The organism is Mesorhizobium sp. BR1-1-15 (assembly GCF_020165475.1).
Classification (GTDB): Bacteria; Pseudomonadota; Alphaproteobacteria; order Rhizobiales; family Rhizobiaceae; genus Mesorhizobium.
In genome coordinates this window covers 1-16692 of record NZ_JAIUIF010000001.1, presented here as the reverse complement: position 1 = coordinate 16692, position 16692 = coordinate 1, and the positions used below count along the sequence as shown (strand labels likewise).

Annotated in this window: 22 protein-coding genes; 16 read left to right on the top strand and 6 right to left on the bottom strand. The window is 63.0% G+C overall.

What is annotated here, in order from left to right:
- Positions 1 to 89: 89 nt before the first annotated feature.
- Together LB541_RS00110 and LB541_RS00105 are read left to right on the top strand one after the other, a co-directional pair.
- The gene (locus LB541_RS00110) at positions 90 to 1610 is read left to right on the top strand and encodes a leucyl aminopeptidase (protein WP_140666190.1); all 1521 of its coding nucleotides are present in this window, start codon (positions 90 to 92) and stop codon (positions 1608 to 1610) included.
- Positions 1611 to 1619: 9 nt separating this feature from the next.
- Positions 1620 to 2069 (top strand): DNA polymerase III subunit chi, encoded by a 450-nt coding sequence (locus LB541_RS00105; protein ID WP_140494426.1) that lies wholly within the window; start codon positions 1620 to 1622, stop codon positions 2067 to 2069.
- Positions 2070 to 2161: 92 nt separating this feature from the next.
- Here the strand turns inward: LB541_RS00105 and LB541_RS00100 are convergent, their stop codons facing one another.
- Positions 2162 to 2761, bottom strand: coding sequence for a YdeI/OmpD-associated family protein (locus LB541_RS00100; protein WP_224617524.1), 600 nt, complete (start codon positions 2759 to 2761; stop codon positions 2162 to 2164).
- Between the two features lie 142 nt (positions 2762 to 2903).
- On the bottom strand, positions 2904 to 3368 hold the full coding sequence (locus tag LB541_RS00095) for a carboxymuconolactone decarboxylase family protein (protein ID WP_140565061.1): 465 nt from the start codon (positions 3366 to 3368) through the stop codon (positions 2904 to 2906).
- A 136-nt stretch (positions 3369 to 3504) separates the two neighbouring features.
- Here LB541_RS00095 and LB541_RS00090 point away from each other — a divergent pair, with 136 nt between their 5' ends.
- The 5 genes from LB541_RS00090 to LB541_RS00070 all read left to right on the top strand — a co-directional run bounded on the left by LB541_RS00090 (position 3505) and on the right by LB541_RS00070 (position 6470).
- On the top strand, positions 3505 to 4113 hold the full coding sequence (locus tag LB541_RS00090) for a TetR/AcrR family transcriptional regulator (RefSeq protein ID WP_224617520.1): 609 nt from the start codon (positions 3505 to 3507) through the stop codon (positions 4111 to 4113).
- Positions 4114 to 4151: 38 nt separating this feature from the next.
- On the top strand, positions 4152 to 4763 hold the full coding sequence (locus tag LB541_RS00085; protein ID WP_224617519.1) for a hypothetical protein: 612 nt from the start codon (positions 4152 to 4154) through the stop codon (positions 4761 to 4763).
- On the top strand, positions 4760 to 5608 hold the full coding sequence (locus LB541_RS00080; protein WP_140494416.1) for a 23S rRNA (adenine(2030)-N(6))-methyltransferase RlmJ: 849 nt from the start codon (positions 4760 to 4762) through the stop codon (positions 5606 to 5608). Before LB541_RS00085 ends, LB541_RS00080 begins: the two co-directional genes overlap by 4 nt.
- Before the next feature lie 35 nt (positions 5609 to 5643).
- Positions 5644 to 5904, top strand: a complete 261-nt coding sequence (locus LB541_RS00075; protein WP_181165134.1) for a DoxX family protein — start codon at positions 5644 to 5646, stop codon at positions 5902 to 5904.
- A 113-nt stretch (positions 5905 to 6017) separates the two neighbouring features.
- Positions 6018 to 6470: a hypothetical protein gene (locus tag LB541_RS00070; RefSeq protein WP_140494414.1), complete on the top strand. Its 453-nt coding sequence runs from the start codon at positions 6018 to 6020 to the stop codon at positions 6468 to 6470.
- A gap of 133 nt (positions 6471 to 6603) precedes the next feature.
- Here LB541_RS00070 and LB541_RS00065 read toward each other — a convergent pair whose 3' ends face one another.
- Entirely contained in the window at positions 6604 to 6915 is a 312-nt protein-coding gene (locus LB541_RS00065) for a transcriptional regulator (protein WP_140494412.1), read from the bottom strand.
- Between the two features lie 226 nt (positions 6916 to 7141).
- On the opposite strand from LB541_RS00065, the gene LB541_RS00060 reads away from it, so the two are divergent.
- From LB541_RS00060 to LB541_RS00050, 3 genes are all read left to right on the top strand, one after another.
- Positions 7142 to 7312 (top strand): hypothetical protein, encoded by a 171-nt coding sequence (locus LB541_RS00060; protein WP_181167200.1) that lies wholly within the window; start codon positions 7142 to 7144, stop codon positions 7310 to 7312.
- Between the two features lie 142 nt (positions 7313 to 7454).
- Positions 7455 to 7901 carry a histone gene (locus LB541_RS00055; protein ID WP_140520634.1) on the top strand — a complete coding sequence of 149 codons (447 nt, stop codon included), beginning with the start codon at positions 7455 to 7457 and terminating at the stop codon, positions 7899 to 7901.
- 382 nt (positions 7902 to 8283) lie between these two features.
- Positions 8284 to 8880 (top strand): glutathione S-transferase family protein, encoded by a 597-nt coding sequence (locus LB541_RS00050; RefSeq protein WP_140494408.1) that lies wholly within the window; start codon positions 8284 to 8286, stop codon positions 8878 to 8880.
- Between the two features lie 62 nt (positions 8881 to 8942).
- Here LB541_RS00050 and LB541_RS00045 read toward each other — a convergent pair whose 3' ends face one another.
- Complete coding sequence (locus tag LB541_RS00045; protein ID WP_140494406.1) at positions 8943 to 9599, bottom strand: outer membrane protein; 657 nt, start codon at positions 9597 to 9599, stop codon at positions 8943 to 8945.
- A gap of 411 nt (positions 9600 to 10010) precedes the next feature.
- On the opposite strand from LB541_RS00045, the gene LB541_RS00040 reads away from it, so the two are divergent.
- From LB541_RS00040 to LB541_RS00015, 6 genes are all read left to right on the top strand, one after another.
- Complete coding sequence (locus tag LB541_RS00040) at positions 10011 to 10772, top strand: SDR family oxidoreductase (RefSeq protein WP_224617518.1); 762 nt, start codon at positions 10011 to 10013, stop codon at positions 10770 to 10772.
- The gene (gene uvrC, locus LB541_RS00035) at positions 10769 to 12832 is read left to right on the top strand and encodes an excinuclease ABC subunit UvrC (RefSeq protein ID WP_224617516.1); all 2064 of its coding nucleotides are present in this window, start codon (positions 10769 to 10771) and stop codon (positions 12830 to 12832) included. The genes LB541_RS00040 and uvrC overlap by 4 nt, the downstream gene beginning before the upstream one ends.
- A gap of 171 nt (positions 12833 to 13003) precedes the next feature.
- On the top strand, positions 13004 to 13600 hold the full coding sequence (gene pgsA / locus LB541_RS00030; protein ID WP_140494400.1) for a CDP-diacylglycerol--glycerol-3-phosphate 3-phosphatidyltransferase: 597 nt from the start codon (positions 13004 to 13006) through the stop codon (positions 13598 to 13600).
- A 1-nt stretch (position 13601) separates the two neighbouring features.
- Entirely contained in the window at positions 13602 to 13856 is a 255-nt protein-coding gene (gene moaD / locus LB541_RS00025; protein ID WP_140517864.1) for a molybdopterin converting factor subunit 1, read from the top strand.
- A 1-nt stretch (position 13857) separates the two neighbouring features.
- Positions 13858 to 14340 carry a molybdenum cofactor biosynthesis protein MoaE gene (locus tag LB541_RS00020; protein ID WP_140517865.1) on the top strand — a complete coding sequence of 161 codons (483 nt, stop codon included), beginning with the start codon at positions 13858 to 13860 and terminating at the stop codon, positions 14338 to 14340.
- A 91-nt stretch (positions 14341 to 14431) separates the two neighbouring features.
- The gene (locus LB541_RS00015) at positions 14432 to 15193 is read left to right on the top strand and encodes a YbaY family lipoprotein (protein ID WP_140494392.1); all 762 of its coding nucleotides are present in this window, start codon (positions 14432 to 14434) and stop codon (positions 15191 to 15193) included.
- Between the two features lie 25 nt (positions 15194 to 15218).
- Here the strand turns inward: LB541_RS00015 and LB541_RS00010 are convergent, their stop codons facing one another.
- Together LB541_RS00010 and ndk are read right to left on the bottom strand one after the other, a co-directional pair.
- Positions 15219 to 15827: a class I SAM-dependent methyltransferase gene (locus tag LB541_RS00010; RefSeq protein WP_140517867.1), complete on the bottom strand. Its 609-nt coding sequence runs from the start codon at positions 15825 to 15827 to the stop codon at positions 15219 to 15221.
- 131 nt (positions 15828 to 15958) lie between these two features.
- A complete protein-coding gene (ndk, locus tag LB541_RS00005) occupies positions 15959 to 16381 on the bottom strand; it encodes a nucleoside-diphosphate kinase (protein WP_010915217.1) in 423 nt (140 codons plus the stop codon).
- Positions 16382 to 16692: the final 311 nt, after the last annotated feature.

Below are 16692 nucleotides of genomic sequence, written 5' to 3'. Positions count from 1 at the left end.
GTCTTGCCAAATGCCGGAAAACGACCAAATGTCGCGGATCGCTCCCAACCGCTTCGCGCGAGCCGCGCATTCCCCGAAAGCAGGACATGATGAACCAGAGACCCTCGATCGCCTTCGCAAAATTCGCCGCGCCGCAGACCGCCGCGAACAGAAGGGGGACGGTCTTCGTGCTGGCGGCGGATGATGGTGGCCTGAGCGAAACCGCCGCGGCGTATGATCCCGGCAAGACGCTGGAACGGGCCTTCCCTGTGGCCGAATTCACGGCCAAGTTCGCCAGCGTGGTGGAAGTGCTGACGCCACAGGCAAGCTCGCTCGACAGGCTGGTCGCGATCGGCGCCGGCAAGGTATCCGGGCTCGACGAATACGCCTGGACGAAGCTTGGAGGCACCATCGCGGGGTCGCTACGCAAGGCGACGGACGTGGCGGTGGTGCTCGACGTGGTCGGCGCCTCGTCAAGCGGTGCGCAGGCGGCCAGCCTTGCCGCGGGTATTCTTCTGCGCAGCTATTCCTTCGATAAGTACAAGACCAGGAAAGACAAGGACGATGGCCAAGGCGACAAGGCCGAGCCGAAAAAGCCGGCCAAGATAACCATCCACACCGCCGATCCGGCGGGTGCGAAGAAGGCCTTCGCCGAGACCGAGGCGGTGATCGACGGCGTGCTTTTGGCACGTGACCTCGTCAACGAGCCGGCAAACGTCCTGGGACCGGTCGAGTTTGCCGCCCGCGCCAAGGAACTGGAGGCCCTCGGCGTCAAGGTCGAGATCCTGGCCGAGAAGGAACTGAAGAAACTCGGCATGGGGTCGCTGCTCGGTGTTGCGCAAGGCTCGCCGCGCGGCGCCCGCATGGCCGTCATGCAGTGGAACGGCGGCAAGGCCAAGGACAGCCCGGTCGCCTTCATCGGCAAGGGCGTCACTTTCGACACTGGCGGCAATTCGATGAAACCGGCATCCGGCATGGAGGACATGAAGGGCGACATGGGCGGGGCCGCGGCTGTGACCGGGCTGATGCATGCGCTCGCCGGCCGCAAGGCGAAGGCCAATGTCGTCGGCATCATCGGGCTTGTGGAAAATGCCGTCGACGGCCATGCGCAGCGTCCCGGCGACATCGTCACCTCGATGTCGGGCCAGACCATCGAAGTGCTCAACACCGATGCGGAGGGGCGCCTGGTGCTGGCCGACGCGCTCTGGTACTGCAATGACCGCTTCCAGCCGAAGTTCATGGTCAATCTGGCGACGTTGACCGGCGCGATCATGGTCGCGCTCGGCCAGCACTATGCCGGCCTGTTCTCCAACAATGACGAACTGGCGGAACGCCTGGCGACAGCCGGGCAGTCGACGCAGGAGCGACTGTGGCGCATGCCGCTCGGTCCTGAATATGACAAGCTGATCGATTCCAAGAATGCCGATATGAAGAACATCGGCGGCCGCTATGGCGGCGCCATCATCGCCGCGCAGTTCTTGCAGCGCTTCGTCAAGGACACGCCCTGGGCGCATCTCGACATCGCAGGCACCGCCATGGGGGCGCTGTCGAACGAAATCAACCAGTCCTGGGGTTCCGGCTTTGGCGTGCGGCTGCTCGACCGGCTCGTGCGCGACCACTACGAGAGCTGATCGGGACCCATGGCCGACGTGCTGTTTTATCACCTGACCGAATCGACGCTGGAGGATGCGCTGCCCGGCCTCCTTGAGCGCAGCGTCGATCGCGGCTGGCGCGCCGTGGTGCAGACAGGCACCGAGGAGCGGCGCGACGCGCTCGACCAGCATCTGTGGACGTTCCGTGACGATTCTTTCCTCGCGCACGCCACTGATCGCGAAGCCCATCCCGCTGAACAGCCGATCCTTTTGACCACCGGCGAAGGCAACCCGAACGCGGCGCAGATACGCTTCCTGGTGGACGGCGCTGCGCCGCCGGACCTTGGCGGCTACGAGCGCGCCGTGTTCCTGTTCGACGGCCACGATGCGGCCCAGGTCGAGGCCGCCCGCGGGCACTGGAAGACGATGAAAGACGCCGGCCACGCGGTGACGTATTGGCAGCAGACGCCCGACCGCCGCTGGGAACGCAAGGCCTGAGGGACGTCAGCGGCGGCTGATCGCTACCCTGCTGGTATGTGGGGTCGCGATCATCGAGCCGGAAGAAACCTGTCGCTCGTACATGAGCAGCCTTATTTCTTCCCCTGCGGATGGATCGTCTCGCCGCGTTTGAGCATCTCGACAAAAGTCTCGATCTTCTTCCTGCGCCCGGCTTCGGTCTTCATGTTGTGGATACGGAAGGCGAGCGCGAAGCGGTTCTGCGCGCTGAGTTTTTCGAGCATTTGCCGAGCCTCTGGCTCGGCATTGATCGCGGCCTGCAGGTCATCGGGAATTTTCATGTCCTTGCCGCTGGCATAGGCACGCGCCCAGCGGCCATCGGCCTTGGCGGCTTCGACCTCGGCGAGCCCATGCCGCGTCATCCGGCCGTCGTCGATCAGCCGGGCGACATTGTCGATGTTGATCTGGCTCCAGATGCTTTTCTTCGTCCTCGGCGTGTAACGCTGCAGGAAGCTCTTGTCGTCGAGCCCCTTGCGCACCGCGTCGATCCAGCCCCAGCACAGCACGACCTCGATCGCCTCCTTTGCCGAGATCGACTTCAGTCCCGAGCCGGTCTTGTGGATTTTGATCCAGACCTCGGTTTCCCTGTCATGATGCTCGCCGAGCCAGGTATAAAAGCTCTCGGCGTCCTCGAATTCGTGCACCTTGTCGGGGTCGACCTTGACCGGCGCCATTTGCGGCCTCGTCCATGCTTTGCGATTGCACCTTTCAATGCGGCATTTCCCGCTGGATGACAATCGAAGGCGAAGATCATGGCGCTGCCCGATGACGGCGGTTCTGCGGTGGCCCGCAGGCGCGGACCACCGCAGGGTTGTTTCACTGCCCGCCCATTTCCTTCTTGAACGTGTCGAAATCGACCTGCATGCCATTGAAGATGGTGCTCCAATGGCGGGTCAGCGCCGCCATCGCCACCGCCTCCTGGATTTCCTCATCGGTAGCGCCGGCGCGCTTGGCGTTTTGCGTGTCCGACCAGATGCAGTAGTTGCACGGGATCTGCGCCGCCACCGCAAGCGAGATCAGCGATTTGACCTTTGGCGGCAGCGCCGTCTTGTCGCTGAGTTCGATGGCCTTGACCTCGGCCCAGGCGCCGGGCAGACCGGCTTTGGGAAGTTGCTTCACAAAGCTCGGCACGCCGCCCATGGTCGACTGGATGTCCTTTATGGTTGCATCGTAGTCGTCGGCATAGGCAGGGGCCGCGGCGAGGACGCAGGCCACGGCGGTTAGAGCCAACGCACGATGGAGGGAAGAATGCACGAATTTGGCAATGCGATGGTGTGACATGTTTTCCTCCTCTGGTCTTTGTTAGCCTTACTGTGTAAGGTGAAGTGAAAAATGAACCTTACGCTGTAAGTTGTCAAGCGCGGCCATGGACTCATCGATCAAAAAAAAGCGAGCACGCGGACGGCTATCCCGCGAGATGATCGAGGATGCCGCTTTCGAGGTGATCGAGAAGGAGGGCCTTTCCGGTTTTTCGATGCGCAAGCTCGCCGCCGTGCTCGGCTGCGAGGCGATGAGCATTTATCATCACTTCCCCTCGCAAGCGCACCTCTATGAGGCGTTGGTCGATCGCCAGGTCAGCGGGATGGTTATCCCCGACGACAGCATGCCGTGGCGCGACAGGATTCGGATGGTCATGCATGAGTTTCGCCGTGTTGCGAGGGAGCACCCGGCCTTTGCGCCATTCCTTGTCGTCTACCGGATGAATTCGCCGCCTTGCCTTGCGATGCTGAACGGCGTCATCGGCCTGTTCGAGGCTGGCGGTTTCGGCCCGGAACTCAGCGCCAGGCTGTTTCGCACCGCCAGCTATTATCTCATGGGCGCGATCCTCGACGAGACCGCGGGCTACGCCAGGGGCCCGTCGGCGGTGACCACCGTCGACGACGAGCAACTGGCGAAGGATTTCCCCAGTGTCATGGCGGCCGGGACCTATTTCGGCACCGGCGGTTTCGACAAGACATTCGAACTCGGCCTCGACATGCTATTGGACGAAATGGAGCGCCTGCGCGACAGCGCCAATGGAGGCTAATTGTCCGGCAACGTCCGACTACAAAGGTGATTCCCTGAATGCGCTTTCTGTTCCTGTTGATCCTGCTCGCCGGCATCGGCGTCGGCGCCATCTATCCATGGGCGATGACTAATTTCTCCGGTCACCAGATCGGCAGCTGGCGGGTCTATGAGGGTGGCCGCTTCAGGCAGGTCACAGTGCCGCTTGCCGCGCGCGATGCGCCGGTCAGGGTGCTGGTCGACTTGACCGCGAGGGCCGAGCGCATCGTTTCGCAGCAGCGCACGGTGCTGACGCTGACAGCCGCCTCCGGCGGCCGCACGGTGCTTGCCTCGACGCTTCAGTTCAATCATTCCGACAATCCGCGTCAGGCGAGCCCGCAACTGCCCGACAAGATCTTCCGCGATGAGGCTGGCGTGATCCGGACCGTCGGCCCCGGCCCCTATGTCTTCACCGTCGGTCCCGGCGACGCCGACGACATCCCGATACGCGCGGTCGATCTTGTCTTGCGCTCCGGTGTGGGCGAGACCGACAGCCGTGCGCGACCGGTTGGCTTCGCGCTGATGGCGATCGGCCTGGTCGGCTTCCTGCTGTCCTTGCGTTCTGCCGGCGGGCGGCCGCAAAATCCGAATTCACAGCCACCGCCGCCACGTTGGGGCAGGGGTTCCACATGAACTATCGCCACGCCTATCACGCCGGAAATTTTGCCGACGTCGTCAAGCACGTCGTGCTGACGCGGCTGCTTGAATATCTGAAGCAGAAGGACAAGGCGTTCCGCGTTATCGACACTCATGCAGGCATCGGCCGCTACGATCTGTCCTCGCTCGAGGCGCAGAAGACCGGCGAATGGCAAGGCGGCATCGGCCGGCTGGTCGATGCTGCGCCCGAAGCCCAGGCCGCAATGCTGCTCGCGCCCTATCTCGACGCGGTGCGTGCGTGCAACGCAGACGGTCCATTGAAAAAGTATCCGGGCTCGCCGCTGGTCGCGCGGCACCTTCTGCGTAAGCAGGACCGGCTATCGGCGATCGAGCTGCACCCGAAGGATGTCGCGAAGCTGAAGACGGAATTCGCCGGCGATTTCCAGACAAGGGTGATCGAGCTCGACGGCTGGCTGGCGCTCGGCGCACACCTGCCGCCGAAGGAAAAGCGCGGACTGGTGCTGATCGATCCGCCATTCGAGGAAGAGGGCGAGTTCGGCCGCCTCGTCGACGGGCTGGCGAAGGCGCACAAGCGCTGGCCGGGCGGCATCTATGCGCTGTGGTATCCGATCAAGGACCGCAAGGCGGTGATTGGCTTCCGCAAGGCACTGAAGGAAACCGGCGTTCCGAAATTGCTCGACATCGAATTCGAAATCCGGCCCGCGTCGCAAGAGCCCAGCCTCGACGGCAGCGGCCTGGTCGTGGCCAACCCGCCTTTCACGCTGGAAGGTGAATTGCGCATTCTCCTGCCGGCCCTGCACAAATTGCTGGTCTTGGAAAAGCCGGCGCACTGGACGCTGAACTGGCTGGCAGGGGAGTAGCAGCGGGATGCAGGCTGCGAGCGGCGTCCTTACAGATGCGCCAAGACAAACAGTTAAAGCGGGTCTGCGGCCGGCCCGGCTCCGCTCCGCTGGAATTGGTGGCCGGCTTCTGCCTCGCCATCGGCGCCGCGGTGCCCTATGCCGCCGGCGCGCTCATCCTGTTCACGGTGGCGGCGAACCTGCTCGTCCTGCCCTTCTGGCGCCATCACGGGCCGGAAAGGCAGGCGCTGAGGTCCGCCTTCCTGGTCAACATCGCCGTTATCGGCGGGCTGCTGCTGGCGGCGCGCCCCGGCTGATGGCCGGCGGCCAAAGTCGGCGGCCACGCCCTGGAAACCATTGTCAATGCAATCGCTTGACCGCCGCCCGGCGAATCCCGCACAGTGCGCGCAATCGACCTTGAGAGGCTGCCATGACTCGCTTCGCCCGCTCCGCCCTTGCCGCCCTGATCTCGCTCTGCACGCCATTTGGCACATCGCTTGGCTTCACCCAGGCGGCGCAAGCCGCCGATCTTGCCGTCTATTCGGACGAGGACAGCGGCATTTGCGGCGAAGCCTGGGTGCTGAACAAGATCACCAGCCGCTTCTCCTATCAGGTGCGGCACGTCCCGCACCTGCCGGATGTCGCGATCACCGATTTCCACCGCATCCACCAGCACCGCTACTTGCCGGCCAGCGAGGAATGGCCGATCGGCCGGCGCTATTGCGGCGCCACGGTCGCCCTGTCAGATGGCCGCGACCGCGCCATCTGGTACCTGATCGAGGAAGGCCAGGGCTTTGCCTCGATCGGCGATAATGTCGAATTCTGCGTCTCGGGCTTCGACCGCTGGATGGTCTACAACGGCCGCTGCCGCATCCTGCGCTAGCGGGCGGTTTCCAGTCTCGATTTCGTTAGAGCCTGCGGCTCAAGCCGCGGGCCTTTTCTGCGACTCGGGGTATCGGCCCTGACGAAAATATGTGCCGCGCGGCACGCGCCGACAATGTTTGCCAATCGCAGTGCTATTTCCTGCCTCGCGTCGCCTCGGCTTCACCGATGATCTTTCGAAGAAAGGCAACGTGACCGCGAAAAGCGCGGCGCCCGATCGTCGTTGCTTTGATCCGTGTCCGCGGCCGCCGCCCGACGAAAAGCTTTTCAACATCGACGTAGCCCGCTTTGGCCAGCGTATCGAGATGCGCGCCGAGATTTCCGTCGGTGGTTTCGATCATGGCTTTCAGTTGCGTGAACTCCAGCGCCTCGCGTCTTTCCAGCGTGTTCAGGGCGGCCATGATCCTGAGCCGTGTACCCTGATGGATGATGTCGTCGGCACTCATCAATGGCTCCAATGCTGCGGACCTTGAGCTGTCACCCTACGGCTCTGCAGCCTCGGGCAGTACTAACCATTCGCCTTTGTGAACGACATCGAACACACTTGCCAGAATACTCTGGCATACAGAGTAATCTGTCAATTCAGTGATGAAGCCAGGCTTGACAAGGTGATCTCCAGATCGGCGCATCGCATTGCACTTGTAATCCGAAGGGACCGGTCGCCTGCAAAAGATGATCATTCTCTATAAGCCGCAGCTCATGATATTCGCGGCCGAAGATCAATGCGCGAAGCTGCTTGCTGATCTTTGCAGCTTCATGGCAGGCGCGCCCACGCAGCGCATCGAGAATGTCGATGCCAAATTGCTGGCGATATCGGAAGATAACGCCATATTTTTGCGATGATGAGTGTGATCATGTGTCGATCGCAACGAAAATTTAAGCTGAGAAAATCATATCATTGCTTCGCTGGCTAGCGAGGCGCGAGTCAGATAAGCATGACACGCCGGGCCATTAACGGTCGTCGGCATAACGCAAGGGGCATCGCATGGCTAAGCAGTCATCAAAAGCGCCGGCATCCAAGGCACCGGCAAAGAAAGCACCTGTAAAAGCGGCGGCGGCGAAAGCCGCGACCGCGGTCAAGAAAGCAGCACCCGCTGCCAAGCCGAAGGCGGCAGCGCCGAAGGCAAAGGCGGCACCGGCCAAGAAGCCGGCAGCCAAGGCCGCCGCGAAACCGGCGGCGAAGAAGGCAGCGCCCGCCAAGGCCAGCGCCGCATCCGCAAAGAAGGCTGCACCGGCCAAGAAGGCCGCTCCGGCAAAGAAAGCCGCTCCGGCCAGGAAGCCGGCTGCCAAGGCCGCGGCCAAGCCCGCTGCCAAGAAGGCAGCCCCTGCCAAGGCTCCGGCCAAGGCTGCCGCGGCGAAGTCTTCGGCACCGGTGAAGAAGGCGGCGCCAGCCGCCAAGAAAGCAGCGCCGGCGAAGGCCGCGAAGAAGTAGTCACGTTTCTTCGCGCCGGGGACCGTGTCGGCAGAAATGAGGGCAGGTGCCGTTGAGGCCTCGCCCTCTGCTCTGGCATTGGGGCGCAACGAGAGGGGCGGACGCCAGATATCTTTCGCAGCTCCCAGGACTTCGCCGCAGGGCGAAGTCCGGTGGGCTTTTGTTGCCCGCGCCATCACGCGGCGATGGGACGATCGTTGGTCTTGTCGGCCTGTCGGAGTTTGCCGCCGTCACCATGTGGCGCATCCTGATCAAGGCGTACAAGAGACCAAGGCATGCAGGAGTGGTCGCCGGCTGCTGGCGGCTGGTTTTTCCGCTTCTGGCTGTTGCGCGGGGAAGGGCGCCCGGTCAACAGTGACGGGCTGCCAACAGGAACCCGATCATGCCGAAGCTGCTTTACGCCTCCACGTCCCCCTATAGTTCCAAGGTACGAATGGCGGCCCTTTATGCCGGCATCGCGGTCGACCTGGCGCCTGTCAAGACCGAAGACAAGCCGGCCGAACTGATCGGCGCCAATCCGCTGGGCAAGATCCCCGTGCTGGTGCTCGACGACGGCCGCTCGATCCACGACAGCCGAGCCATCACCCAGCAGCTCAACCGGATGTCGAAGAGCGCGCTGTTTCCGCGCAATCCCGACAAGCGGCTGGAAGCGGAAGTGCTGGAAGCGTTGGCGGACGGCATCTGCGACTGTGCGCTGTCGATGGTTTATGAGCGCCGCACGCGGCCCGAGGAGATGGTCTACCAGCCCTGGCTCGATCGCCAGTGGGCGAAGATCACCGCCGCGCTCGATCTACTCAACGCCAATCCGCCGAAACTGCCGAAGAAGATCACCGCCGGCCAGATGGCGCTGCGCGCCTGCCTTGGCTACCTGGCGCTGCGTTTCGCCGGGAAATGGGAAAAAGGCCGCAACCGGCTGGTCCGCTGGGCCGCGCGCTTCGATGAGAAATTCCCTGACCTGAAACCCTGCGTTCCCGCGTGAGCGGCCGACAATAAAAAAGCCGGGCGCGAGGCCCGGCTTCTTCGTGTCGTGGCTTGAACGACTTAGAACTTCATACCGACGCCGAAGGTGACGCGGTTGTCGGTGGCCTTGACCTTGCCGATGCCATCGAAGTCCTTGCTGCCGAAGTCGGTGTAGCGGTATTCGACGCGGCCGAACACATTGTCGGTCAGCTTGATGTCGGTACCAAGACCGGCGGTCCAGCCGATCATGGTGGCGCGGTCGCTGGCGCCGAGGACGCTGTCCTCCACCTTCAGGCTCCTGCCGGCTAGACCACCGGTGCCGTAGAGCAGGATTTCCGGGGTCACAGCGTAGCCGAGACGGGCACGCAGCGAGCCTTCGAAGCCGGCCTTGGAGTCGATGCCATTGTCGTCGCCCTTGACGCCGTTGTAGCCGAGTTCGGCTTCACCGCCGTAGACGAAGTTCTCCTGCTGCCACTGATAGCCGCCGAAGACGCTGCCGATGAAACCCTTGGTATCGGTCTCAACGTCGAAATCCTTTTCCTTGGTACGGCCACTGAAGCCATAGCCAAGATTAAGACCGGCATAGGGGCCGGCCCAGGACGCGACGGGCAGTTCGGCGACCGGGGCAGGTGCCGGCGGCTCTTCCTGGACCACATCGGCGGCATAGGCAGTTCCACCGAGGGCGAAGAGCCCGAGCGCTACGGCCAGCGGCCGTGCGAATTTGAGATTGGCTTGCATTGTTGTTACTCCTTAAGCCACAGGACACAGGCTTGTTCTTACGATCGCCCATCAACCCGTCCGGGGGGTGAAACGGATCTGGCGTTCGTCGGTTCCAAATGTCGTGTCGAAATGCGGCTGAAGCGAACCTGAACTTGGGTCATTCCCCGGCGCGAATGAGGCAGAAACTTGACGTTGCATCTTCGCAACAGCGAAATGTCAGCAGATGGGCCGTGCTGCGCCGTACGCGGCTTGGTGCAAGGAGTCCGGCCCCCTATATTGTTTCGAGGCTGGCTCCTTTGCGGGCCGGCTAGAGATGCCGAACCGGCCGTTTCGCCACAATGCTGCCGCAGGTGCGAACGCCATTTAACGGGTGGCAGGCCATAATTTGCCGGCGCCCTCCTTCACGCCGAAACCGAGGATTGACAACAGATGAGCAAAGCCACCGCGGCGCTGGTGACGGGCGGGGCAAAACGGATCGGTAGCGCGATTGTCGAGGATCTCGCCGCCCACGGTTTTGCCGTCGCCATTCACTGCAACCGCTCGCGCGACGACGCGGATGCGCTTGCCCGGCGGATCAACCGCGCCGGCGGCCACGCCGCCGTGGTCGCCGCCGATCTGACCGACATGGCCGAGGTCGGCGACCTGGTCGGCCGCGCCGAAGCCGCGCTCGGGCCGATCTCGCTGCTGGTCAACAACGCTTCGCTGTTCGAGGACGATTCGGTTCTTGACTTCGACTGGGAGGCCTGGGACCGCCACTTCGCCATTCATGTGAAGACCCCGGCGCTGTTGGCGCAGAACTTTGCCCGGGCCCTGCCGGACAGGCGAGAGGGGCTGATCGTCAACATGATCGACCAGCGTGTCTGGCGGCCGACGCCGCGCTACTTCTCCTATGCGCTGTCGAAGTCCGCCTTGTGGACGGCAACCCAGATGATGGCGCAGGCGCTCGGCCCGCGCATCCGCGTCAACGCCATCGGTCCTGGCCCGACCTTGAAGAACGCGCACCAGAACGACAGTGACTTTGCCGCGCAACTCGCCGGTCTCATTTTGAAACGCGGCCCGCAATTGCCGGAATTCGGCGCCACAATCCGCTATCTCTGGGAAGCCCGCTCGGTTACCGGGCAGATGATCGCGCTTGATGGCGGCCAGCATCTTGCATGGCGCACACCTGATGTGACAGGCATGACGGAATGAGTCCCGCAGAGCAGAAACACAAGATGCGTGGCGGCGCCGACGATCTGCCTCCCGAAATCGACGTCGAGGACGAGGCGGCGGAGGAGATCGTCGAACCGGCCGGCCCGGACGTCGCCTTCACCGCCATCGACTGGACGCCGCATGCCGGCGATGCCGACGGTATGGTCGGCGCCGAAGTGATCCAGACGCTGGTCAAGCGGCTGCCCAATGCGCCGGGCGTCTACCGCATGATGAATGCCAATGGCGACGTGCTCTATGTCGGCAAGGCCCGCAGCCTGAAGAAGCGCGTCACCAATTACGCGCAAGGCCGCTTCCACACCAACCGCATCGGCCGCATGGTGCGCGAGACCGCGACGATGGAGTTCGTCGTCACCCGCACCGAGATCGAGGCGCTGCTGTTGGAGGCCAACCTCATCAAGCGGCTGCGGCCACGTTTCAACGTGCTGATGCGCGACGACAAGTCGTTTCCCTACATTCTCTTGACGGGCGACCATGTCTCGCCCGGCATCTACAAGCATCGCGGCGCGCGTTCGCGCAAAGGTGATTATTTCGGCCCCTTCGCTTCCGCGGGCGCGGTCGGCCGCACCATCAATTCCTTGCAGCGCGCCTTCCTCCTGAGGAGTTGCACCAACTCCTTCTACGAGAACCGCACGCGGCCTTGCCTGCTCTATCAGATCAAGCGCTGCGCCGGTCCGTGCACCGGCGAGATTTCGCATAGCGACTATGCCGAGCTGGTCGCCGAGGCGAAGGATTTTCTTTCCGGCCGCAGCCAGAAGGTGAAGACCGAGATTTCGGCCGCCATGCAGCAGGCCTCGCAAGACCTCGATTTCGAGCGCGCCGCCATCTATCGAGACCGGCTGGCGGCACTCTCGCACGTGCAGAGCCACCAGGGTATCAATCCGCAGACCGTCGACGAGGCCGATGTCTTCGCAATTCATCAGGAGGGCGGCCAGGTCTGCATCCAGGTGTTCTTCTTCCGCACCGGCCAGAACTGGGGCAACCGCGCCTATTTCCCGAAGGCCGATCCGGCGCTGGAAGGCGCAGAGGTGCTGGGCTCGTTCCTGGCGCAGTTCTATGACGACAAGCCGACGCCGCGGGCCATTCTGCTGTCGCACGCCGTGGAGGACCAGGAACTGTTGGCCGAGGCGCTCTCGACCCGCGCCGGCCGCAAGGTGTTGATCTCGGTGCCGCAGCGCGGCGAGAAGAAGGACCTGACCGACAACGCGTTGCAAAATGCCCGCGAGGCGCTCGGCCGTCGGCTGGCCGAAACCTCGACGCAGGCCAGGTTGCTCGCCGGCTTCGCCGAGACCTTCGGGCTCGAAAAGCCGCCGGTGCGCATCGAGGTCTACGACAATTCGCACATCATGGGCACCAACGCCGTCGGCGCCATGGTCGTCGCCGGGCCGGAAGGTTTTGTGAAGAACCAGTACCGGAAATTCAATATCCGCTCGACCGAGATCACGCCCGGCGACGATTTCGGCATGATGCGCGAAGTGATGGAGCGGCGGTTTTCACGATTGCTCAAGGAGCATGGCGATGTGACACCCAATGATGCCGCGGCAGGCGAGGCGGACAGCGATGAGGGCGACATGTCGGGCGGCTTCCCTGCCTGGCCCGACGTCATCCTGATCGATGGCGGCCAGGGCCAGATGAGCGCCGTGCGCAAGATCCTCGCCGATCTCGGCATCGAGGACCGGGTCGTGGCCATCGGCATCGCCAAGGGCCAGGACCGCGACGCGGGCCGCGAGCGCTTCTTCGTCAAGGGCAGGGACTCGTTTTCGCTGCCGGTACGCGACCCGGTGCTCTATTTTGTCCAGCGCCTACGCGACGAGGTTCACCGTTTCGCCATCGGCTCGCACCGGGCCCGCCGCAAGAAGGAGATGGTCAAGAGCCCGCTCGACGAGATCGGCGGCATCGGCCCCAGCCGCAAACGGGCGCTGCTGATGCATTTCGGCACCGCCAAGGCGGTCGGTCGCGCGGCAATCGAGGACCTGGTAAAGGTCGACGGCATTTCCGAGCAGGTGGCCAGACTGGTTTACAACCATTTTCACGAGAACTGATGCATGTCGCCCGAAAGCGACCGTCGGCTCCCGGGCGAAGCAAGGAGCGGCGCGGCGTAGCCCGCGAGATGACAAGATTGGCCTATTTTTGCTGGCCAATCGATTTTGGCCTGTTGACCCCCTACATCAGCTTCTGATTTGAGTACGCAGGCAGAAAGAGTTCCCCCGGATATGGCTCAGCGCGCGTTTAACCTCCCGAACATCCTCACCTACGCCCGCATTATCGCGGTGCCGCTGGTGGTGCTGTGCTTCTTCCTCGAGGGGCATCTGAAGTCGAGCGACTTCGCCCGCTGGTCGGCGCTGATCATTTTCCTGCTGGCGTCCATCACCGACTATTTCGACGGCTATTTCGCCCGCGCCTGGAAGCAGACCTCGAACATCGGCAAGATGCTCGACCCCATTGCCGACAAGCTGCTGGTCGCGACATGCCTGCTGCTGCTTGCCGCTGACACCGACCGCCATGCCGGCATTGCCGGCTGGTCGCTGTGGGCGGCGATCATCATCCTGTGCCGCGAAATCCTGGTTTCGGGCCTGCGCGAATATCTGGCGGCGCTCAAGGTCTCCGTGCCGGTGACGCAGCTTGCCAAATGGAAGACCACGATCCAGATGGTCGCCATCGCCTTCCTGCTCGCCGGTCCGGCCGGCGACAAGATTTTTCCGCTGACCACACAGACCGGCCTGGTGCTGTTGTGGATCGCCGCCCTGGTTACGCTTTACACCGGCTATGACTATTTCCGTGCCGGCCTCAAGCACATCATGGACGAATAGGATGACGAAGCTCATCTACTTCGCCTGGGTGCGGGAGCGAATCGGCAAGCCGGACGAAGACGTGGACTTGCCGCATGGCGTCGAGACGGTCGCGGACCTCTTGCGCTGGCTGAAGTCGCGCGGCGAGGAATACGAGCATGCGCTGCAATATCCCGACGTGATCCGCGTCGCTATCAACCAGGAACATGTCGAGCACGGCGAAAAGATATCTGGCGCGCGCGAGATCGCGCTGTTTCCGCCGATGACCGGGGGCTGAGATGGCCGGCGCGGTCGTACCTGTCGTGCGCGTCGAGGCGCAGGATTTTGACGTCGCCGCCGAAATCGCCAGACTGACGCAAGGCCGCGCCGACATCGGCGCTGTGGTCACCTTCTCGGGCCTGTGCCGTGACGAGCAGGGGACGCTCTCGGCCCTTGAGCTCGAGCATTATCCGGGTATGGCAGAGGCCGAAATCGCCCGCATCGCGGCCGAAGCGGTTCAGCGCTGGCCGCTGCAGGGCATCACCGCCATCCACCGTCATGGCAAGATCCGGCCAGGCGAGAACATCGTGCTGGTGGTGGCGGCCTCCGTGCATCGGCAAGCCGCGTTCGAGGCGGCGAATTTCCTCATGGATTATCTGAAGTCGCAGGCTCCCTTCTGGAAAAAGGAGCATCATGCCGACGGCTCCGAGGGCGGCTGGGTCGAGGCCAAGGAGAAAGACGAGCAGGCGGCAGGGCGCTGGAAAAGGCCACCGTCCGAATAATTTTGCATCAGCCACGCATTGACCGCAATCCTTTGGCCAATTCGTTGTTGGTCAGCCTGGGCTGTGGCCAGCCCGGGGAAGGGAGATGGTCGTGCTGGACAGGATAGCGGAGTTCTTCGTCTTCGGTTTCGTGCCTCTGGTCGTCGGTATACTGGCCGTGCCGGAACTCTCCGTGGCCGCCGAAAAAGCCCTGAAAGGCGAGGTGACCTACCGCGAGCGCATCGCTTTGCCGCCCAATGCCGTGCTCTCGGTCCAGCTTGCCGATGTCTCGTTGGCCGACGCGCCCGCCAAAATCGTCGGCGAACAGAAGCTGACGCCGGCAGGCCAGGTGCCGATCAGCTTTGCGGTCAAATTCGATCCGTCCCGGATCCAGCGGCGGATGACCTATGCGTTGCAGGCCCGCATCACCGTCGGCGACAGGCTCCTGTTCATCTCGGATGAGCGCCATCAAGTCGATCCGCTGACCGATGCGCCGCAAACAATCATGCTCAAGATGGTGACGCCAAGTCCCGAGCCCACTGCTTCCGTTCTCGATCAGCTTTGGCTTCTCGATTATGTCGACGGCGTAGCCATCACCGCATCGCAAGCGACATTCCGGGTGAGTGAAGCAGGCAAGGCCGACGGCAACGGTCCCTGCAACAGCTATTTTGCCACCGCCAACCTCGATGGCCAGAAGATCGCGATCAGCGACATCGGCTCGACCTACAAGGCCTGCGCGCCCGAGGTGATGGCGGAGGAAAAAGCGCTGTTCGAGGCTCTGGCAAAGGCGGCTTCGTATAAAGTCGATGCCGGCAAGTTGACCATCGCCGACGGGAACGGCCGCGAGATCCTGCGTTTCAGCGCCGCGAGCTGATGCCGTGAAACCCTGTCGGCGGAGGTCAGCCGCCCATTTTTTCGAACACGGCGCCATAGTGGTAGGGCGGCACCTCGACCAGCTCGATGAATTTGAGGCCGGCCGCCTCGACGGCCGTAATGGTCTGTTCCGGCGATATCCTCAATTCGGTCTTCGGTCCGCGGGGCTCGCCGAGCACCGTGGTTTGTTCACGCGGCTGCTGATGCCAGTTGACGACAACAAAGCGTCCGGCAGGGACGAGCGCTTCGCTAACGGCTCGCGCCAGCCGTGGCCGGTCCGGCACGCCGTGGAAGGCGTTTGCCATGAAGATGAAATCGACGGGGCGGGATATCAGGCTCGCGAGTTCATAGGCATCGCCCGCTACGAGATCGAAATTCCTCGTGCCGTTTTCATTGAGCCGGCGACGGGTGACGTCGAGCAGGTCGGTATCGATATCGATGCCGACGACATGGCGGGCGACCCTGGCGATGGGCAACGTAAACCAGCCGTCGCCACAGCAGAGGTCGGCCACCTCCATGCCCGGCTTCAGTCCCGTTGACGAAAGCACGGCACCGGGGTCGGGCCACAGCACCTCCCACCAGCCGCTCGATGGCATCTCGGTGCCCTGGAAGAAGCCGGGAATGGTGCTGGTCATGCTTCGCCGGCTCCCTGTGCCTGACCGACTTTAGCGCGGGCAAGGGTTCAACGGCAGTGCCGGATCGATCCGTTTCAATGAAAAAGGCCGGCAATCCGCCGGCCTTTTTCGGTCACAATGCCAGGGTCGGCTCAGCCGACGATCTCGGTGTCGGAGAACCAGTACTTGATCTCCTGCGCGGCGGTTTCCGGCGCGTCTGAACCGTGCACCGAATTCTCGCCGATCGACAGCGCATGCACCTTGCGGATGGTGCCTTCGGCGGCGTTGGCCGGGTTGGTGGCGCCCATCACCTCACGGTTCCTGGCAATGGCGTTCTCGCCTTCCAGCACCTGCACGATCGTCGGCGCCGACGACATGAATTCCACCAGCTCGCCGAAGAACGGACGATCCTTGTGGACGGCGTAAAAACCTTCCGCCTCACGGCGGCTCATCCAAACGCGGCGCGAAGCGATGACGCGCAGACCGGCATCTTCCAGCATCTTGGTGATGGCGCCGGTGAGATTGCGCCGCGTTGCGTCCGGCTTGATCATGGAAAAGGTGCGTTCGAGCGCCATTGGGTCGTCCTTGTCTGGTTGGATTGGGAGTGGCGGGCTCTATACAAGCCGGCCGGCTCATTGCCAAGAGGAAGTCGACAGAGGTGTCGTAAGCACATGAGTTGTCCGGATTAGGTAGCACGTGAGTTGTCCGGTTTTATCGCCAGCGGATGGAGGCTGGGGATGAAGCGGACGGCATGGCTACAGGACCGGAGAATGCAAAAGTTTCGGGACGTATTGAGCCGCTGGAATGGTGGCGATCTTTCGATGATGGAGGCAGGGGAGTTGCTTGGCATGTCGGAGCGGCAATTCCGACGCTACCGCGACCGGTA

Excerpts from the sequence above, each read along its gene's own strand:
- LB541_RS00110 (WP_140666190.1), top strand. The coding sequence starts at position 90 with ATGAACCAGAGACCCTCGATCGCCTTCGCAAAATTCGCCGCGCCGCAG.
- LB541_RS00105 (WP_140494426.1), top strand. The coding sequence starts at position 1,620 with ATGGCCGACGTGCTGTTTTATCACCTGACCGAATCGACGCTGGAGGAT.
- LB541_RS00100 (WP_224617524.1), bottom strand. The coding sequence starts at position 2,761 with ATGGCGCCGGTCAAGGTCGACCCCGACAAGGTGCACGAATTCGAGGAC.
- LB541_RS00095 (WP_140565061.1), bottom strand. The coding sequence starts at position 3,368 with ATGTCACACCATCGCATTGCCAAATTCGTGCATTCTTCCCTCCATCGT.
- LB541_RS00090 (WP_224617520.1), top strand. The coding sequence starts at position 3,505 with ATGATCGAGGATGCCGCTTTCGAGGTGATCGAGAAGGAGGGCCTTTCC.
- LB541_RS00085 (WP_224617519.1), top strand. The coding sequence starts at position 4,152 with ATGCGCTTTCTGTTCCTGTTGATCCTGCTCGCCGGCATCGGCGTCGGC.
- LB541_RS00080 (WP_140494416.1), top strand. The coding sequence starts at position 4,760 with ATGAACTATCGCCACGCCTATCACGCCGGAAATTTTGCCGACGTCGTC.
- LB541_RS00075 (WP_181165134.1), top strand. The coding sequence starts at position 5,644 with ATGCGCCAAGACAAACAGTTAAAGCGGGTCTGCGGCCGGCCCGGCTCC.
- LB541_RS00070 (WP_140494414.1), top strand. The coding sequence starts at position 6,018 with ATGACTCGCTTCGCCCGCTCCGCCCTTGCCGCCCTGATCTCGCTCTGC.
- LB541_RS00065 (WP_140494412.1), bottom strand. The coding sequence starts at position 6,915 with ATGAGTGCCGACGACATCATCCATCAGGGTACACGGCTCAGGATCATG.
- LB541_RS00060 (WP_181167200.1), top strand. The coding sequence starts at position 7,142 with ATGATCATTCTCTATAAGCCGCAGCTCATGATATTCGCGGCCGAAGAT.
- LB541_RS00055 (WP_140520634.1), top strand. The coding sequence starts at position 7,455 with ATGGCTAAGCAGTCATCAAAAGCGCCGGCATCCAAGGCACCGGCAAAG.
- LB541_RS00050 (WP_140494408.1), top strand. The coding sequence starts at position 8,284 with ATGCCGAAGCTGCTTTACGCCTCCACGTCCCCCTATAGTTCCAAGGTA.
- LB541_RS00045 (WP_140494406.1), bottom strand. The coding sequence starts at position 9,599 with ATGCAAGCCAATCTCAAATTCGCACGGCCGCTGGCCGTAGCGCTCGGG.
- LB541_RS00040 (WP_224617518.1), top strand. The coding sequence starts at position 10,011 with ATGAGCAAAGCCACCGCGGCGCTGGTGACGGGCGGGGCAAAACGGATC.
- uvrC (WP_224617516.1), top strand. The coding sequence starts at position 10,769 with ATGAGTCCCGCAGAGCAGAAACACAAGATGCGTGGCGGCGCCGACGAT.
- pgsA (WP_140494400.1), top strand. The coding sequence starts at position 13,004 with ATGGCTCAGCGCGCGTTTAACCTCCCGAACATCCTCACCTACGCCCGC.
- moaD (WP_140517864.1), top strand. The coding sequence starts at position 13,602 with ATGACGAAGCTCATCTACTTCGCCTGGGTGCGGGAGCGAATCGGCAAG.
- LB541_RS00020 (WP_140517865.1), top strand. The coding sequence starts at position 13,858 with ATGGCCGGCGCGGTCGTACCTGTCGTGCGCGTCGAGGCGCAGGATTTT.
- LB541_RS00010 (WP_140517867.1), bottom strand. The coding sequence starts at position 15,827 with ATGACCAGCACCATTCCCGGCTTCTTCCAGGGCACCGAGATGCCATCG.
- ndk (WP_010915217.1), bottom strand. The coding sequence starts at position 16,381 with ATGGCGCTCGAACGCACCTTTTCCATGATCAAGCCGGACGCAACGCGG.